The organism is Synergistaceae bacterium (assembly GCA_031267575.1).
GTDB lineage: Bacteria > Synergistota > Synergistia > Synergistales > Aminobacteriaceae > JAIRYN01.
On sequence record JAIRYN010000041.1, the window covers coordinates 1 to 16,869 of the forward strand.

A 16,869-nucleotide genomic window follows, 5' to 3' on the forward strand; every position below is an offset into this window, starting at 1 on the left:
GTTATCGAGGATAAACTCATCGTTATGATAGAGCATCAAAGCACGCCGTGCGAAAACATGCCTATCCGTCTCCTGATTTATATCGCGCGGGTGTTTGAAAAGCTGTTCAACATTGATCGTAAACTTAAACAGGCAATCTACAGGACGAAACTTTTGAAAATCCCGAAGCCCGAATTTTACGTCTTGTACAATGGCAAGAGCGAATTTCCCGAACGAAAGGATCTAAGACTTTCGGACGCGTTTCGAGAAGCAAACGCCCCAGAATGGCTAGGTGGATTTCTGGAGTTAACTGTGCCAGTTTACAATATTAACAATTAACAAAGGTTTCAACGAAGAACTTGTCAAGAAAAGCAAGACTCTCTTGGATTATGTTTTTTTTATTGCCTCGGCGCGCCAATATTCGGATGCTGGCTACGAATTAGAAAAAGCCATTAAACAGGCCATAAAAGATTGTGTTGAAAAAGATATATTGGTTGAATTTTTGCAGAGCCACGGTTCGGAGGTGATCAATATGCTGACAGCGGAATTTAAAATGGAAGAAGCTGTAGAAGTTTGGAAAGAAGAGGGGAGAGAAGAAGGAAGAAAAGAAGGAAGAGAAGAGGGAAGAGAAGAAGGAAGAGAAGAAGGAAGAGAAGAAGGAAGAGAAGAAGGAAGAAAAGAAGAAAAACGTAAAACAGCGCGTTCGATGCTGGCAGACGCAATGTCTCCAGACCTAATTGCTAAGTTTACGGGATTATCTGTTAAAGAAATCGAGACCTTACGCACATAGAAAGAACATCAACACGTTAGATCCGTTCTTTAGATTCCTAAACTCCCGAAATTTAGATAGTGGACCGAACGTGTTAATGAATAGATTTCAGCCGTTGATATCAGTGCCTTCAGGAAAGCGCATCAACATGTTGGATTCACTCCTGAAATTTATGGCTTATTGTGCGATTTTTGCTAATTTCGTATATTCGCTTATTTCTATTTTTTAGAGCCATCTTAACGAAAAACGTCAAAGCCAAAAATCGGATATCCTATAACAATTACCGGGAAAGGAGTTGTTTGTTGTTGAGTGCGTCGCGTAAACTGATCCTCCAGAGACAAGGCGACTATGACCGAGAAGGAATCGAAGCTACGGTCAACACCATTTTTCGACACTTTGGGGGTTTGGGGAATTTTATCAAGCAAGGTGACCAAGTTCTCTTGAAGGTTAACCTCGTGGCGGGGTGCGAGCCGGAACGCCGGGTAACAACGGACCCGTCTGTAGTTCGAGCCGTGGCCAAGGCTGTGCTGGAAGTGGGAGGACATCCTGTCATCGCTGATAGCCCGGGGCTCGATAACTTTCTCAAGGCGGCCGAAAAGGCGGGCCTCTTAGATGTTGCGCGAGATTTAGATGTTCCCTGCGTGGAGTTGACGGACTCCATTCCGCTTTCCGTGACTCCCGACGCCACGTTCCGCAAGATCGAGGTTGCCCGTCGCGTGCTCGAAAGCGACGCGATCATCAATCTACCTAAAATGAAAACTCATGCTCAAATGCTTCTAACCTTGGGGGTCAAGAACTTATTCGGTTGTGTGGTGGCGCAGCGCAAAGCCGAATGGCATTACAGCGTTGGCCTGAGACGTGAGCGATTTGCCTCTCTGTTGCTGGACATCTGGAACGGCATCCGCCCTACCCTGACAATTCTAGACGGCGTGGTCGGCATGGACGGGCGGGGGCCTACCAATGGCAAACCCTTCCCTTACGGGATCATGGCCGGGGCGCAAGACGCGTTAACAATGGACTTCTGGTTGTGTCGCATGATGGGGGTCCGGCTGGAAGATTATCCGCTTTGGCAAGCCGCCAACCTAAGAGGCATGTCTCAGTGTAAGTTAGACGACAACGATCTTGCTGGGGATTTTCCGGCCTATCATATTTGGGAGAGTTTGGAGATCCCCAAGCTGGATAGCTTGAATCTCGTGCCGATCTTATCCAAACTGCCTTTTGCAAAATTTCTGGAACAGGCTTTGATGTCGCGCCCTTACCATCGGTCAGACCGCTGTATCGTTTGTGGAAAATGCGCGGCAATATGCAAAGCTCAGGCCATTTCGATGAACGGAAAGAAATTGATTTTCGACTATCGGAAATGTATTCGGTGTTACTGTTGTCATGAGATGTGCCCGGTGGACGCCATCGGGTTCCAAGACGGGTTACTGATGAAATTGATGAAAGCGGTGCGATAGACACAGCAGGCTTTCGTCTGGTTTCTTCAGGTATACCCTAAAATCTCGACATTTTTATACATACAGATTTTTATGAAGGGGATTTCAAGCCGAAAGCCTTGTAAATATTTTGTTGCTCTTTTGTAGCAGAGTAAAGGATATTGAGTACATTAATAATATGTATACGAATCTTATAGAGAAGGTTACCCTTAATTATTCTATCAATAAGAAAAATATTTCACAGCCGCTGAATCATTTTTCTCTTGATGAGAGTTTATAGCATGGGATGGAGCGTTTGTCAATAGAGGACTTAAATCCCCAAGTCGCAGATTGTGGCGTTGGGTGTGATAATATAGCTTGCATATTTTTTATAAGAATGTAAAAATAACTTATTCTAACCTGACTTTCTATCACAGAGAACTACCCGGTTAGGTGCTGAAAGGTGAAAGAGGGATAAGTATGGGAGGAAAACGAGGTGTATGCGCAAGCATAGTTTTTCTGTGGTGCGTGGCGTTTTTTATGGCAACCTCCACGGAGGCGGCCGAAGGCGACAAGAAACTGTTTTTTCTGTCCCCGACGCTAACGGGATACTTCCCCACGAACTCCCGCGCTCAGAATGCGTTCGGAAGTTTCTGGTGGGGCATTGGGGTAGCTTTGAACATGGAAACCCTGGTCGGGGGGTTCGAGGTGGGAGATCTCAGTTTCTCTCCCTACTTTGGTTTTTATCACGGAGCAAAGCATGACAACGACGCATGGATTATTCCCATCGGCATTCAGGCGCGCTGGAGCCTGAGCAAACAGGGCAGTCTGAAACCCTATGCGGGTATCGGCATCGCGGGCTATGGAATCAACTTTGAAGACCGCTCGGCGGGCGTCGACACTGGGTGGAAGGCTGCCTTTGGTGGGCTTGTATTGCTGGGAGTAGATATTACCCGCTGGTTTAACGTGGAGGCGGCCTATAATATCGTCTCCGACGTCAAAGATTACGATCTCAGCGGTTTTTCTCTTCGAGGTAAATTTAAAATCTATTTTTGAGAATACGAAAAGAGAAAAGCCTCAGATATATTCTGATAAGAAAGTAATTTTTACTTCAATCTTACTGCGACTGTAAATATTCTCAGAGTGGGGGCATCCACTCTTATGTGTTTTGTATATTGAGCGCGATCAAAAGTCGCATTATGAGGTTCTAGTACCTTGACAAAATTAAATGTAAAGATAAATTTCGTCAGACATATTGTATATTTTGTTCTCATAATTCACCTCAAGATGTGTTTTTGAGAACATCTTAATAATAGAATTTAACTTTGTCGATGTACTAGGTTGCCTAGGATTGCGCCGACTGCTCACTCAAATTTAGGACGCGCTCAGTATAATTATGAAGGGAGACAACTTTATATAAACATTATCGGGCGGTGTTTTGCCTTCCGCTAATGTTTTTTGTCTGTCATCCAACGATTCCTTTATTTTCATTCCTTTATTTTCTTTGACTCTCTTACTGCCGCGCTCAATAACGCAATATATTCTTCCGGATGCTCTTCATCAATAATCTTCATCAATAAGTTTGATAAGTGTGAAAAACAGACCGATTGTCCGCAAAAAAGCAAGTCGTATGCTTGTAGGGTATTAGCGAGCACACTTAACATACTCCCACGACTAAAGTCATGGGATTCTAAGATCGACAAAAACAGCCGACTGAAACCGGTTTTACGTCTTCTCCTCAGCGAGAAACTGTTTGATGACGTCCCAACTACGCGGGCCGGCGCCGCCCACAGAGGCGAAATATTCCCGCGAGGCCTTCTGGAAACGAGTTCGTTCCACCGGGTCCATTGCCCGCGACCAAGCCTTCGCCAGTTGACTAGCGTTTTCGACGGTTTGCGCCGCGCCTAGAGCGTCCATTCGGGCTGCGTTGGGAAAGCTGTCCATATTCGGACCGTGGGTCAATGGTATTCCAAACAAAGCGGGCTCCATGATGTTCTGGCCTCCCTTGGGAACCAGGCTGCCGCCCACGAAAGCCGCATCCACCACGGAATAAAGCTCGAATAAAACGCCTATCTTGCCTACGACCGCGATGTCCCAGTCCACCGCTTCACGCTTACATGCTGCTTCGTGGCCACTCGGATTCCGATCCGTGAACAGTTCCGTTTCTCCATAGGGCAAAGCCGCCGCCACCACGTAAAGCGCTCGTTGGGGGTGACGGGGTACGATGACAAGACGGGACCGGGGGTACATCTCGCGAACTTTCTCGAAAGCCGCAAGCACCACCTCGTCCTCCCCTTCATGGGTACTGCCGGCGAGAAACAAGGGGGAACTCCCAGGGGGCTCGTTTTCTCTCCGTAAATGTCGCCACGGGTTCACGTCTCCGGTCTTTTTCATCTCGTTCCTGCGGGCAAACATGGCGTCGATCTTACAATCGCCCGTTACGACGATTTTTTCTTCCGGAACGCTCAGACTCAAAAAAAGCTCTTTATCGGACTCGAACCTGACCAACAAACGGTCAAAACAACAAAGCACCCCCCTCCAAAACGTCTTCTGTCCTCGAAGTTTTTGGGCGCTCTCCGAGGAAAGGCGTCCATTGACGAGGAACGCAGGGATTTTTCGCGCGTGGAGTTCGGACAGCATCGTGGGCCACCGCTCCGTCTCCATGGCAATATAGGCTTTGGGCGCAAGGGTATCCAGGGCTCGTTTTACAAACCGCGGCGTATCCCAGGGACTGTAGATCATGGCGTTCACTTTTCGCGCCGCCAGTTTTTCCGCCATGATTCGTCCCGTCGTTGTCACGGTGGACAAAATACAGTTTTTTTCCTGCAATTGCAAACGATTGCATCTTCCTGCTCGCTGAATGAGGCTATCTTCTTCCTGTTCCCGCGTCCGCGCCGCGTCGATCAGCGATACGGCCGATTGAACCTCACCCACCGAGACCGCGTGGATCCATAAGGCGTTTCTTGGAATATCGGGACCGAAGTTTCCCATGCGCTCCGCCAGGCCTGTCTCATATTTTTTTTTGAGGAACACGAGTCCACCGGCGGCGAAAAACGTTGAAATGGCTGCCTTGTAAAAAGCCAACCCCATACGATAAGGCCACGCGGTTAGAGCCTCTGATTCTCTTTCAACACTTTCAATACTTTCAACTTCGCTTTCGGCTTTTTTTTCGGCTTTTTTTTCGATGCTCATCTCGTTTTTAGCCCTGTACGGTTTCGGCCGCTGTTCCCAGCCTCGGCAGCGCCGCCAGCAGGGATTGCGTGTAACAATGGGAAGGGTGCCTCAGAAGTTCCGCCGTCCAGCCGGATTCCACAGCCTCTCCTTTGTAGAGCACCAACCCGTGAGCGGAGGCGTAGCGGGCCAATAGTAGATCGTGAGTCACCAGGATCATGGACATACCCTTGGTTACACGGCGTCTCAGAACCTCCAGCACCTCGCCTCGAGTCGAAACATCCTGCATAGCCGTGGGCTCGTCGCAGAGCAGAAGCTCCGGCTCCAAAATCAGAGCCCGAGCCACGGCTACCCTTTGACGCTGTCCCCCGGATAGGAAGTAGCGGACACGGGCGTTCCACAGTTCCTCCGGCAACTTGAGTTCGGCAAGGAGCGTCTTTGCCTTAGCAACACCAGCTTCCCGCTCTCGCCTGTCATGAACAACACTCCAGGGTTCCAGGACGGCCCCCAAAACGGTGAGGGTCGGAGGCAATGAGCCGTAGGGATCTTGAGGTACGTAACCGCACCGCCGACGGGCCGTCAAACGTTCTTCGTTCGTCATGGAGCTGATGGACTGGCCCCATAGCTTCACGTCTCCCACGCTGAGCGAAACCAGTCCCAGAAGCGAGCGTAGGAGGGTCGTCTTTCCGCTGCCAGACTCTCCCACAATAGACAGCGTCTCCCCTTGTCCTAAAGAAAAGGAAAGAGACCTCAAAGCCCAGGTTCCCTCGGAAGAATTTCGTCTACCAAGACCGTAAGTCCAGTGATAGCGACCTTTAAAGTGGACACCCAGGTCCTTTACATTCACGGCAGAGTTTCTCGGCGTCATGACTTGCCTCCGTTATCTTGAATTTCTTCGGCTTCTTTTATGTCTTCTATTACATCTTCCATATCTCGGATGGCCTGGATCAGTTGCCGCGTGTAGGGATTTTGGGGAGCGTTAATCAGCCGCCGCGAAGGGCCGCTCTCCACGATTAAGCCCTCTTTCATGACGACCAGTGTATCGCAGATGGTGGCGGCCAAAGGAAGGTCGTGGGTCACCAGCAAAAGCCCCATGCCGCGTTCGCGCACCAGGGATACGGCCATATCCAGCACCTTTTTCTGGGTGACGACGTCCAAGGCCGTGGTGGGCTCGTCCGCCAGGAGGAAGTCAGGCTCGCAGGCCAACGCCGTGGCCAAAGCGGCGCGCTGTTTTTGTCCCCCTGACAGCTCATGGGGATAACGAGACAAGAGCGAACTCTCCAGGCCCACGCTTCGGAACAAATCAGCGGCCCGTCGGCGCCCTTCCTGTTTAGATGTTTTCATATGATGCGTCAGAACCTCCGTGATGTGCCGTTCGACGGAAAGGTGAGGGGTAAAGGAGTTCATCGCCCCTTGAGGCACCAGCGCCACGCGGCGCCACCTCCAGGCGTTTATGGCTTCTTCCCCCAGCGCCGACAGTTCTTCTCCGTCGCAGAAAATTTGTCCGGCGACCAGGGCGCTTTTCGGCAATAGGCGAGGAATCGCCATGAGAACGCTGGATTTTCCGCTGCCGGACTCCCCCACCAGGCCAAGGATGTCGCCCTTGGCGATAGAGAGGGAACAGTTTCTCACGGCTAGTACCTCTCCTTGGTACGTGACGGAAAGGTCGCGCAGTTCGAGCGTCATGTTTTCACGCGGAATCATTGTGGAGCCTCCGTTTTCTTATTATCATATCGTATGTCCCGTTCGCATGTCCCGTTGATGATTATACTCCGCTCTGCGATTCTGAAATGTAATGTATAGTATGCAAGACGAGTACGCCGATGTCCATCTTGACTAGCGACATTTCCGTAGTCCTATTCCTGTCACACAATAAACTGTCAAACAATAAAAATAAAATTGAGGTCAACGTATAGTACATAGATAAGTATTTATTCATAATTTATTTATATCGAAATCCTTCTTATTGACATCATGATAATAGCTTGTTATGCTTATTTTGTACCTTGAAAACTGAATATAAGAGGTTGTTCGGAGAAGTTCCGAACGTAAAATATTCAACGAAAACATCGATATTAAAACCGAAAACCAAGGTTATATTGATAATTAAAAAGCGTTTATCTTTTGGATAAACTTTGCGAGATTTAGCTTTTCCTTAGATCATATGGTCTTCGGAATACTATGCGAAACGTATCTGCTAACTATGAGTAGGTATTAGTACGCTAAAAGAATCGGTACAATAGAAACGTAGATTAAAAATCAATTCAAAATAAATTCAAAATCCTTGAGCTTTACGATAAAGCGATGAGAAAACCAACAGCTTCAGCCGTTGAATGAGATTGGATAAGATTGGATGAGAATCATAACGCTGCCGTTGGTGGCGTTCGTTTTGCATTTGGTTTCTTGCCATATGTCTACTTTCATGTTAAACTCTTTTTATGGCTTATCAACGATGGATTCATTCGAACACATCTGTGTTCAATATTGGCTATTATCTTATCTGGTGTCCAAAATATCGGCGCAAGATGCTTGTTGGTGATGTAGAAATCCGACTCAAAGAACTTTTATACGAGAAAGCTGAGGAGATCGATGTTCAGATTGCGAAGCTTGAGATCATGCCGGATCACATTCGCGCCTTTGTCAAAACATGGCCTATAAACGCTCCTCATTATATTGTCCGACAGCTCAAGAGCTATACAGCAAGAGTATTGCGCTTGGAATTTCCTCATCTCCTGAAAATGCCTTCCTTGTGGACACGTTCGTACTACTGTGAATCTGTGGGGCATATTTCAGAGAAAACTATCATGAAGTATATCGAAGAGCAGAAAAATAAATGAGAACCTACGTTTTTAAACTCTACCAGGCCAAACGGAATCAACATCTTCACCACGTCGGAGGGAGAAAAGATTGAGCCGCCTCTTTTTATGCGCCGGGCTTCAGACAAGCTCAAGAAATTTTCGTGAGAACTCAGCCGTAAGAAACGAGGAGAAGACGTAAGACCGGTTTCAGTCGGCTGTCTTTGTCGATCTTAGAATCACATGACTTACGTCGTGGGAGTATGTCAAGGATAATCAATAGAGACAAAGCGAGAGGTGTTGAATGTATTCTTTCCGTTCCGAAGAGGCCAGAGCCGAAGAGGCCAGAGAACTGCTGATCCGGTTGGTCGAGATTCCTAGTGTGACGTATGACGAAGACGCGGCTTGTCGTTACTTGATGGAGGCTTTATCTATGTCTAAACCTACATCGACATCCTCGTTCCCTGACACGCGGGAAGGGGCGCCGTTAGTGTGGGAGGACATTCACCGCGACGAGGTGGGCAACGTGGTTGCTCGGCGGGGCAGCGGAGACCGCGAGATTGTCCTGATGGGTCATATCGACACCGTTTCAGGAGGCCCGTGCTTTCGAGTAGAGGGAGATGTTTTGTGGGGACGCGGTAGCGTGGACGCTAAGGGCCCCCTCTGCGCGTTCGCTATGGCGGGTGGCGCGGCCCAGGTTTTGGAAGGCTGGAGAATAACGCTGATTGCTGCGGTGGGAGAAGAGGGCGATTCCCGAGGGGCTCGCCATGTCCTTCCCTTCCATAGTCCGGCCGCTTGCGTGATCGGCGAGCCGTCGGGAACCAGCGGGGTCACTCTGGGATATCGCGGATACTTGCGATTCCAAGTTCACGCCCAGGACAGCGGCGCGCACCGAAGCGGTAACCCCGGTCCGATTACGGCCTGCCTGATGGCGGCGGCGGATATCCTGGGGGAGGTGGAGCGGCGCAACGACACCTTAAAGCCTGTTATCGAACGACCATCGGGAGCGGTCATTGCCATGCGAGGCACAGAAGAAGGAGAGAGGACGGGGTTTGTGGATTTGGATGTCCGGCTTCCCGTGGGAGCGGACCCAACCCTTTGGGGAAGAGACTTCATTGAGCTCGGAGAGCGGCGCGGAGTGACGGTGGAAATGCTATCCTCCATGTCCGCGCACTTGGTAGACAAAAACAATCCCATTGTCCGCGCCCTGCGGCTGGCGGTCCGAGAGGCTGGACTCACCCCGCGCTTTCTGGTGAAAGGAGGTACAGCGGACTTCAACTTGGCTGCGGCATGGAGCTGTCCTATGGCTGCCTACGGACCCGGCGACTCTAAGCTCGATCACACCGCCGAGGAGCACACCGACCTGAACGATTACCTGCGCTCCATCTCCATTTTAAAGAACGCGCTGGAGAAGTTTATGGAACCCTGACATACTCCCACGACTAAAGTTGTGGGATTCTAAGTTCGACAAAGACAGCCGACTGAAACCGGTCTTATGTCTTCTCCTTTAAGAGTGGATGCCCCCACTCTAAGAATATTTACAGCCGCATTGATACCCCGATCATGTTCCGCCCCACATCTCGCATTGATAAACCACAAAAGGATTTTAATATGAAAGTAGATATATGAAAGTAAATATATGGCAAGAAACCAAATACAAAACAAACGCCACCAACAGCAGCGTTGCGATTCTCATCCAATCTCATCCAATCTCATCCGATCTCATCCGATTCTCATCCAACGGCTGAAGCTGTTGGCTTTCTCATCGCTTTATCGTAAAATTTTAGTATAAATATAAAGCAGATTTTATATAGGACAGGAGAACTTTAGTGGTAAACCGATCATCTGTCTGCCCTAAGCGCTGAAAATGGGAGGTTATGAAAATGGAAACGAGATATTTTGAAGGCATTGGCAAGGAAATATCCTTGCTGGGTTTTGGCTTGATGCGTTTGCCGCTTCGGTCTGACGATTCGAAGGACATCAATTACGAAACGGCGGAAGAGATGGTGGATCGCGCTCTGGATGCTGGCGTCAACTACTTCGACACCGCGTGGATCTATCATGAAGGCCAAAGTGAGGTTTTTGCCGGAGCCGCTCTGAACCGCCATCCCAGAGAAAAGTTCAACCTGGCCACCAAACTCTGGATCAGGACCCTCGAATCCGCCAACGAAGCGGAACTCAAATTTGCGCGGCAGTTGGAGAAATGCTGTGTGGAACACTTCGATTTTTACCTCCTCCACAACCTAAACGAGGACGTGTGGGACATCACGCTCAAGCATCGTCTCTACGAGCTTCTGCACCGGGAAAAAGAACGGGGAAGGATTCGCCGCCTGGGGTTCTCCCTGCACGGCAGTCCTGAGCATTTGGAGCGCGTGGCGAAAGAATACGACTGGGACTTTGCCCAAATTCAGATCAACTACCTCGATTGGGACGCCGTCAACGCCAAGCGGCATTACCAAATTCTGGAGGAGCTGCGCATTCCGGTGGTTGTCATGGAACCCGTCCGCGGCGGAGCACTGGCCAACCTTCCCCCTCAGGCGGAGGCGATCCTGAAAGCGGCCGATCCCAACGCTAGCTCTTCATCCTGGGCGATCCGCTACGCTGCTTCTTTACCCGGAGTCCTAACCGTCCTGAGCGGCATGAGCAGCCTCCAACAAGTGGAGGATAACGTCAAAACCATGACCGGCTTCCGCCCCCTAGACGAAAGCGAACGGGCGGTTCTCGCCCGAACGGCCACGGCTTACCGGGCCTCCGGCTTCCTTCCGTGCACCGGCTGCCGCTATTGTATGCCCTGTCCCTCTGGGGTGGATATCCCCGGGGTTTTTGCCAGTTACAACCGCTACCGAGCCACGTTAGCGGAGAATCCTTCCATGGCTCCAATCATCTTTCAAATGATGTATGGCTCCCTGACCCCCTCAGAGCGAGCGGCCAACTGTGTCGTCTGCGGTCAGTGCCGGCCCCGTTGCCCTCAAGGTATTGACGTTCCTCAGGGCGTCAAAGAAATCGCCGATTTCGCGGCCGCGAGATAGAAGAAAATAAGTGGTATAGAAGAAAATAAGCAGGATAGAAGAAAATAAGGCGGAAATAAAGTAGGATCAAAACCTTTTCCGCCTCATTGAGGTCGAAAGCCACGCCGGCTATTCGACCTCGTTTTGCACTATTGACATCTGGATAATATAGATATATTATCTATTTTAGATTAAACATACTTAATATATAAGATTTAGTTAAATATGATTTAATAGGATTTAGTTCAATGAAAGGAAACGAAAAATGGCGAATAAAAATTTTTTTGCTTTTATTGTGATGTTTTTGACGATGATGTGTTCTATGACTGGATCCCACCAGAGGTGATCGGTTTGTAATCGTGTACACCTGCCTCTGTGGGGATCTCCGTTTTGGGCGGGGGTCCTTTTTTTGTTTTTGTGCCGAATTTCTGTTGGGCGAAAGTGGGGTGAAGCCGGAATGTGTTTGGAATTGTGTTGTTGTCGGAGGTTACGGAGTATTCGCGGCGTGTAAAACGTAATTTTATTTTAAATTTTTGTTAGGAGGTTTTATTATGAAAAAAGTGACGAAGAAAATTTTCGCAGGCGCTGTCTTGATGGTGTTGTTTGGGATCTTCGCGGGCGGGGCGTTGGCGGGAGAGGTTCGGGATATCGCGGTGGGGATCGGAAACGCCTTTGAACCTTACGCCTATATCGACGAAAACAACCAGCCGGCGGGCTATGACGTGGCGGTGCTCAAGGCGGCCAACGAGCGCCTTCCTCAGTACAAGTTCGTCTTCGAATCCCTGGAGTTCAGGAATCTCCTGCTGGGTATTGACGCGGGTAAACTCGACATCGCCAGCCAGCAGTTCGAAACCAACCCGGAAAGAGCGGAGAAGTACCTTTTCGCCACAGAGGGCTTCGCCAACTACGACAAGCGCATTGTCGTGAAAAAGGGGCGGACCGACATCAAGTCCATCGACGACCTGGCGGGGAAGAAGTTGGCGGTTACGGGAGGAAGCAACTCGGCTGCCATCGCGGAAAAGTACAACGCGGAGCACCCCGACAAAAAAATCGACATCGTCTACGAGGGGAGCAATCAGGTCGCTTATGACAATATCGTCAACGGCAGAATTGACGCCGGCGTCATGACCAGAAGGGTCTTCAACCGCACCAACGACGCTTTCGGGGGCGGACTGGGCATCGTGGAGGAGAACCTCTTCAGCAAGTCCGACGCCTATTTTGTGCTCGCGAAAAAGGAAACTCAGTTACGAGATGACATTGACGCCGCGCTGCGGGAGTTGAAGAAAGACGGAACCCTTTCTAAAATATCGGCCCAGTACACAGGTGGAGACTACACGGCGGAATGACATCTTATTTTTAGACTAAGGGGGCGCGGCAATGGGAAAGCTCTTCGATATCGCTTTAGTTTTCGAGTACATGCCGGCCATCGTGTCGCGCATCTCTGTCACTCTTTTGATCGTGTCCGTGTCCGTAGGCGGGGGAACACTGCTGGGGCTTCTGCTGGCGACGGTCCGGCTTTATCGGGTGCCGGTTCTGAACGCCTTGGCCGTGTTTTATATTTCTTTCGTCAGAGGAACGCCGGTGATCATTCAAATGTTCATCGTGTATTACGGTTTTCCCATTTTGTTGAATAACTTCGGCGTCAATATTAACCGATGGGACAAGCTGTATTTCGTACTGATCGCCTACGCGTTGAACAACGCGGCCTTCATGGCGGAAATTATCCGGTCGGCCATCGCCAGCGTTCCCGCTGGACAGACGGAGGCGGCCTGGTCGGTGGGGTTAAGCGGTTTCCAAACGTTTCGCAGGATCGTTTTGCCCCAGGCGTTCTTCATCGCCTTCCCCGCCTTCGGCACACGGGTCATCAACGCTATGCAGGACACCTCCTTGGCCTTCACCCTGGGAATACTCGACATGCTCGGACAAGCGGAGGCCATCGGCATTCGGACCTACCATGTGTTGGAGGGCTACGTGGTCGTCGCTCTGGTCTTCATCGCGGCGAGCCTGCTGTTGGAAAAAGGATTCGCCTGGGCAGGGAAAAAACTGCTTCCGGCCGTGGGGTAAAGAATAATGACTTTCGACGCGATTTATATCTGGGTGTCTTTCAAAGTGGCGATACGCTTCCTGCATGTGACACTGCTTCTGTCCGTCATCCCTCTTTGCGTAGGCGTCGTTTTGGGAATCCCCATCGCCGTGGTCAGGAAATTCCACCTGCGCGTCGTCTCACAGGCGGTCAGCGCCCTAATCCCGGCCTTGAGAGGAATTCCGGTGGTGCTTTATATTCTCATCCTAAACTTTTTGATTTTGAAACCCCTGGACAAGCTATCGGAATATTACGACTGGGCGGACCGGCTGCGGTTGATGGATAAAATCTACATCGGCATCGTCGCCATGTCCGCCTACGCTGCGGTGGTCATATCCGAAACCCTGCGCGGCGCGTTGAACTCCGTGCCGGATGGACAGTACGAGGCTTGCGTTTCCGTGGGGTTGACGCGATTCCAGGCGTTGCGCCGGATCATTATGCCCCAGGCGCTGGCGTTTGCCGTCCCCGTGCTCTGCAACAACTTCATCGGGCTGATAAAAGGCTCTTCAATTGTCTACGTGATCGGGATACTCGACGTCCTAAACGGGGCAATGACCTCGGCGCAGATCAACTATCGCTTTCTGGAGGCCTACATCGCGGCGGCACTGGTCTACTGGGCCCTCTGCATCGCCGTGGAACGTGGCTCCTGGCTTCTGGAAAAGCGATTCAAACGGCATTGACAGACAAAAAGAAAAGAATTGAAAGTATGAATTGAAAACATGAATTAAAAGCATGAAAAGAATTAACAGACAAAAATACAAGAGGGACGGAAAATATGATTCGAGTGAAAGGCGCGCGCAAATCGTTCGGAAAGAACGAGGTCCTCAAGGGGGTGGACCTGGACGTGAAGAAGGGTGAGGTGGTGGTGATCCTGGGTCCTAGCGGCTCAGGGAAAACCACGCTTCTGCGCTGCATCAACTTTTTGGAGAACGCCGACGACGGTGAGCTGAGCATCGGAGACCTCACAGTCCGATTCAAGCACGCCGCTAAGAAGGATATTTTGCGCGTTCGAAGGAGGACCGCGATGGTCTTTCAGAGCTACAATCTCTTCAACAACAAGAACGCCATCGAAAACGTCATGGAGGGGCTCGTGACGGCGAGAAAAGTTCCCTTCGCTGAGGCCTACGAAAAGGCGCGAAGAGAGCTGGACAAAGTGGGCCTAAGCGACAAGTACGAGTTCTACCCCTCTCAGTTGTCGGGGGGCCAACAACAGCGTGTGGCCATCGCGCGTGCCGTCGTTTTGAACCCCGAGGTGATCCTCTTCGATGAGCCGACCTCCGCCCTGGACCCGGAACTGGTGGGTGAGGTGCTGGCGGTGATGCGCGCCGTGGCCCAGGAGGGCATCACCATGGTGGTGGTCACTCACGAAATGTCCTTTGCCCACGACATCGCCGATCATGTGGTCTTTATGGACGGTGGGGTCATCGTGGAGGAGGGGACGCCGAGGGAAATCTTCAGCAAACCGAAAGAGCAAAGAACCCAGCAATTTTTGGATAGGATTCTCTTGAAGTACGACTACTCGATATGACGAGGCATCGAAAAACGATAAAGCGAGGTTTTGAAGATGAAATATTGCGAAAAATACCGTAAAGAACGCTGTCGAGCCTACGGCACGGAACACGAAATGGAACACGAAATGGAACACGAACAATGAGCGATACGCATCCTCTGAACTGCGCGAATTGCGCGGTGGGTAACTGTGGGAATCTGAAGAAGGCGTTTCCCGATTTTTGTCTGACGACCAACACGCCAAAGGAAACCGTCGAAAACGCGCTCCAGCGTTACCTCAAAAGCCCGAAGGACCGAAAGATCGCCCTCACGTCGGCGGATATCGAGTCCAGCTACTACGGCAGGGCCACGCGAGTGGAGGAAACCCTGATCTTCGTCAAAAAAATGGGATACAAGAAGGTGGGAGTGGCCACCTGCGTGGGGCTTTTGAGCGAGTGCAACCAGTTCGCGAAGATCGCGAAGGCCAAGGGTATCAACGTCTACGGCGTGGCCTGCAAGGTGGGGGCTGTGGACAAGACGGTGATTGGCCTGGCGGAAGAGCAAAAACTGTTGCCCGGCGCCCACGAGTCCATGTGCAACCCCATTCTTCAGGCCGAGCTTCTAAACGAGTGGAAGACGGAGTTCAACATCGTCATGGGGTTGTGCGTGGGGCACGACAGCTTATTCATCAAACACTCGAAAGCGCCGGTGACTTACCTGATCGTGAAAGATAGGGTTCTGTGCCACAATCCCGCCGCGGCTCTCTACAATACAAACACCTACTATCGGCGGCTCCTGGATTCAGAATTGCCCTCGCCCCGTCGTGTAGACAAAGGGTAGACAAAAAGTAGATAAAGAGTAGACAAAAAGTAAACAAAGAAAGGTAAAGCAAACATCATCTATCTAATCAAAGGGCAGGCCATACTGTCGGTTCTGCCCTCAAGTTTTTCGTCCCGCAGTTATCAAATCACAAAATCACACGCGGTTGCGCGTTATAAATTGGTTCCTATGTCCTTTATCACGTCCTCGGATGTTTCCGCCGCGAGGCCCTGCTTTTTGCGCTCGTATCGTGCCAGGAAATCGACCAGCAACGGACAGAGAAGCGCCGTGATGACGATGGAAGCGCCCACCTGTATCGTGGCAGCGGCGGCGTAAGGCGCGAAAGACGGGTCCACGGCGGCGAAGGCCGCGGGCGTTCCTGCTGCGTTGCCCGCCGTCGTGCCCACAGCCGCCCCCACCGCGTCGTTTTTGCGCAGGGACTTCGGCACCAGCCATTTATAGGCGAAATAACTGCCCACTCCGGTGACAAACAACGTCAGAAGCCCGAGGATAATTCCGGGTCCGCCTGCTTCGACGAGCTGGTTCAGGTTGAGGCCCGCCCCCAGTGGGAACGCGAAAAACGGAATGGCGATCATGATTCCGGGCGCAAGGAACTTACGAATGTCGTCGTCCAGGTTGCCGAGGATCATGCCGATGATGATGGGCACAACCACCGCCACCAACGCGATCCAGGGGATATTGGCCAAGCCGGCTACGCCCATAAAAAGCATTTCATAAAACGGCCCGTCGTTCGTCGAAAGTATCGCAAGAGCCCCCACGTCCGAGTCGTCGCCGTAACGTGAGGCGAGTGCCGCGAAAAGGCCGCCGTTCGAGTTGGACATTGCGGAGATCAGCGCCAGCGGTGTCAGGCCGAGCCACGTGGCGTGCTGCCCCAGAAGCCTCCCGACGATAAGGGCGGGGATCACCCCAAGCAGAACCTTGCTGACGTTGAGGAGAATACCCTTCCAAAGGGCGACTCCCGCGGTTTTTATGGTGATCTGCGCTCCGCTGCAGAAAAGCATCACGGCGATCAACGCCAACGCGCCGTTCTTGAAGAGCGCCGTCGTGAAGCTGCCGATATTGAGCGACTCCGGCGCAAAAGTATTCACCAGACACCCCAGAATCAAAAACACCACCATAAGACCGCCTGGAACTTTATAAATTGTTTTGAGAATCGGAATTCTGCCCATAAAAAGCACCTTCCTTTATTTATTCGATTATTTATTCGATTATGACGGATACCCCGTCCGGTATTACCGTTACTGAAGCGTCTTTTTTACCCAGCAGCTCCTCCGCTTTCGCCACCGCGTCCTGGAGCGACGCCGCCGGAATCATGTTCAAG

General features: G+C 50.9%; 16 protein-coding genes. 12 read left to right on the plus strand and 4 right to left on the minus strand.

The window, feature by feature from the left end:
* The 4 genes from LBJ36_05975 to LBJ36_05990 all read left to right on the plus strand — a co-directional run.
* On the plus strand, positions 1-318 hold a 318-nt coding region (locus LBJ36_05975), incomplete at its 5' end, for an Rpn family recombination-promoting nuclease/putative transposase (protein MDR1378583.1).
* A 43-nt stretch (positions 319-361) separates the two neighbouring features.
* A complete protein-coding gene (locus LBJ36_05980) occupies positions 362-769 on the plus strand; it encodes a hypothetical protein (protein MDR1378584.1) in 408 nt (135 codons plus the stop codon).
* Between the two features lie 284 nt (positions 770-1,053).
* Entirely contained in the window at positions 1,054-2,205 is a 1,152-nt protein-coding gene (locus LBJ36_05985) for a DUF362 domain-containing protein (protein MDR1378585.1), read from the plus strand.
* A 438-nt stretch (positions 2,206-2,643) separates the two neighbouring features.
* Positions 2,644-3,219: a hypothetical protein gene (locus LBJ36_05990; protein ID MDR1378586.1), complete on the plus strand. Its 576-nt coding sequence runs from the start codon at positions 2,644-2,646 to the stop codon at positions 3,217-3,219.
* 669 nt (positions 3,220-3,888) lie between these two features.
* On the opposite strand, the gene LBJ36_05995 is transcribed toward LBJ36_05990, so the two are convergent.
* Genes LBJ36_05995 through LBJ36_06005 form a run of 3 tightly spaced genes read right to left on the minus strand, consistent with a single transcriptional unit; the run spans position 3,889 to position 7,038 of the window.
* Entirely contained in the window at positions 3,889-5,355 is a 1,467-nt protein-coding gene (locus LBJ36_05995; GenBank protein ID MDR1378587.1) for a 3-deoxy-D-manno-octulosonic acid transferase, read from the minus strand.
* Positions 5,356-5,362: 7 nt separating this feature from the next.
* On the minus strand, positions 5,363-6,202 hold the full coding sequence (locus tag LBJ36_06000; protein MDR1378588.1) for an ATP-binding cassette domain-containing protein: 840 nt from the start codon (positions 6,200-6,202) through the stop codon (positions 5,363-5,365).
* The gene (locus tag LBJ36_06005) at positions 6,199-7,038 is read right to left on the minus strand and encodes an ABC transporter ATP-binding protein (GenBank protein ID MDR1378589.1); all 840 of its coding nucleotides are present in this window, start codon (positions 7,036-7,038) and stop codon (positions 6,199-6,201) included. The genes LBJ36_06000 and LBJ36_06005 overlap by 4 nt, the downstream gene beginning before the upstream one ends.
* Positions 7,039-7,772: 734 nt before the next feature.
* Between LBJ36_06005 and tnpA the strand changes: the two genes are divergently transcribed.
* From tnpA to LBJ36_06045, 8 genes are all read left to right on the plus strand, one after another.
* Positions 7,773-8,171 carry an IS200/IS605 family transposase gene (gene tnpA / locus LBJ36_06010; GenBank protein ID MDR1378590.1) on the plus strand — a complete coding sequence of 133 codons (399 nt, stop codon included), beginning with the start codon at positions 7,773-7,775 and terminating at the stop codon, positions 8,169-8,171.
* Between the two features lie 262 nt (positions 8,172-8,433).
* Positions 8,434-9,558, plus strand: a complete 1,125-nt coding sequence (locus LBJ36_06015; protein ID MDR1378591.1) for a M20/M25/M40 family metallo-hydrolase — start codon at positions 8,434-8,436, stop codon at positions 9,556-9,558.
* A 454-nt stretch (positions 9,559-10,012) separates the two neighbouring features.
* The gene (locus LBJ36_06020; protein ID MDR1378592.1) at positions 10,013-11,158 is read left to right on the plus strand and encodes an aldo/keto reductase; all 1,146 of its coding nucleotides are present in this window, start codon (positions 10,013-10,015) and stop codon (positions 11,156-11,158) included.
* A 530-nt stretch (positions 11,159-11,688) separates the two neighbouring features.
* Positions 11,689-12,483 carry a transporter substrate-binding domain-containing protein gene (locus LBJ36_06025; GenBank protein MDR1378593.1) on the plus strand — a complete coding sequence of 265 codons (795 nt, stop codon included), beginning with the start codon at positions 11,689-11,691 and terminating at the stop codon, positions 12,481-12,483.
* 31 nt (positions 12,484-12,514) lie between these two features.
* The gene (locus tag LBJ36_06030; protein ID MDR1378594.1) at positions 12,515-13,201 is read left to right on the plus strand and encodes an amino acid ABC transporter permease; all 687 of its coding nucleotides are present in this window, start codon (positions 12,515-12,517) and stop codon (positions 13,199-13,201) included.
* A gap of 6 nt (positions 13,202-13,207) precedes the next feature.
* Positions 13,208-13,900: an amino acid ABC transporter permease gene (locus LBJ36_06035; GenBank protein ID MDR1378595.1), complete on the plus strand. Its 693-nt coding sequence runs from the start codon at positions 13,208-13,210 to the stop codon at positions 13,898-13,900.
* 95 nt (positions 13,901-13,995) lie between these two features.
* Complete coding sequence (locus tag LBJ36_06040; protein ID MDR1378596.1) at positions 13,996-14,748, plus strand: amino acid ABC transporter ATP-binding protein; 753 nt, start codon at positions 13,996-13,998, stop codon at positions 14,746-14,748.
* A 122-nt stretch (positions 14,749-14,870) separates the two neighbouring features.
* Positions 14,871-15,548 (plus strand): DUF1847 domain-containing protein, encoded by a 678-nt coding sequence (locus tag LBJ36_06045; protein MDR1378597.1) that lies wholly within the window; start codon positions 14,871-14,873, stop codon positions 15,546-15,548.
* A gap of 152 nt (positions 15,549-15,700) precedes the next feature.
* On the opposite strand, the gene LBJ36_06050 is transcribed toward LBJ36_06045, so the two are convergent.
* Entirely contained in the window at positions 15,701-16,708 is a 1,008-nt protein-coding gene (locus tag LBJ36_06050; protein MDR1378598.1) for a 2-keto-3-deoxygluconate permease, read from the minus strand.
* Between the last annotated feature and the right edge of the window lie 161 nt (positions 16,709-16,869).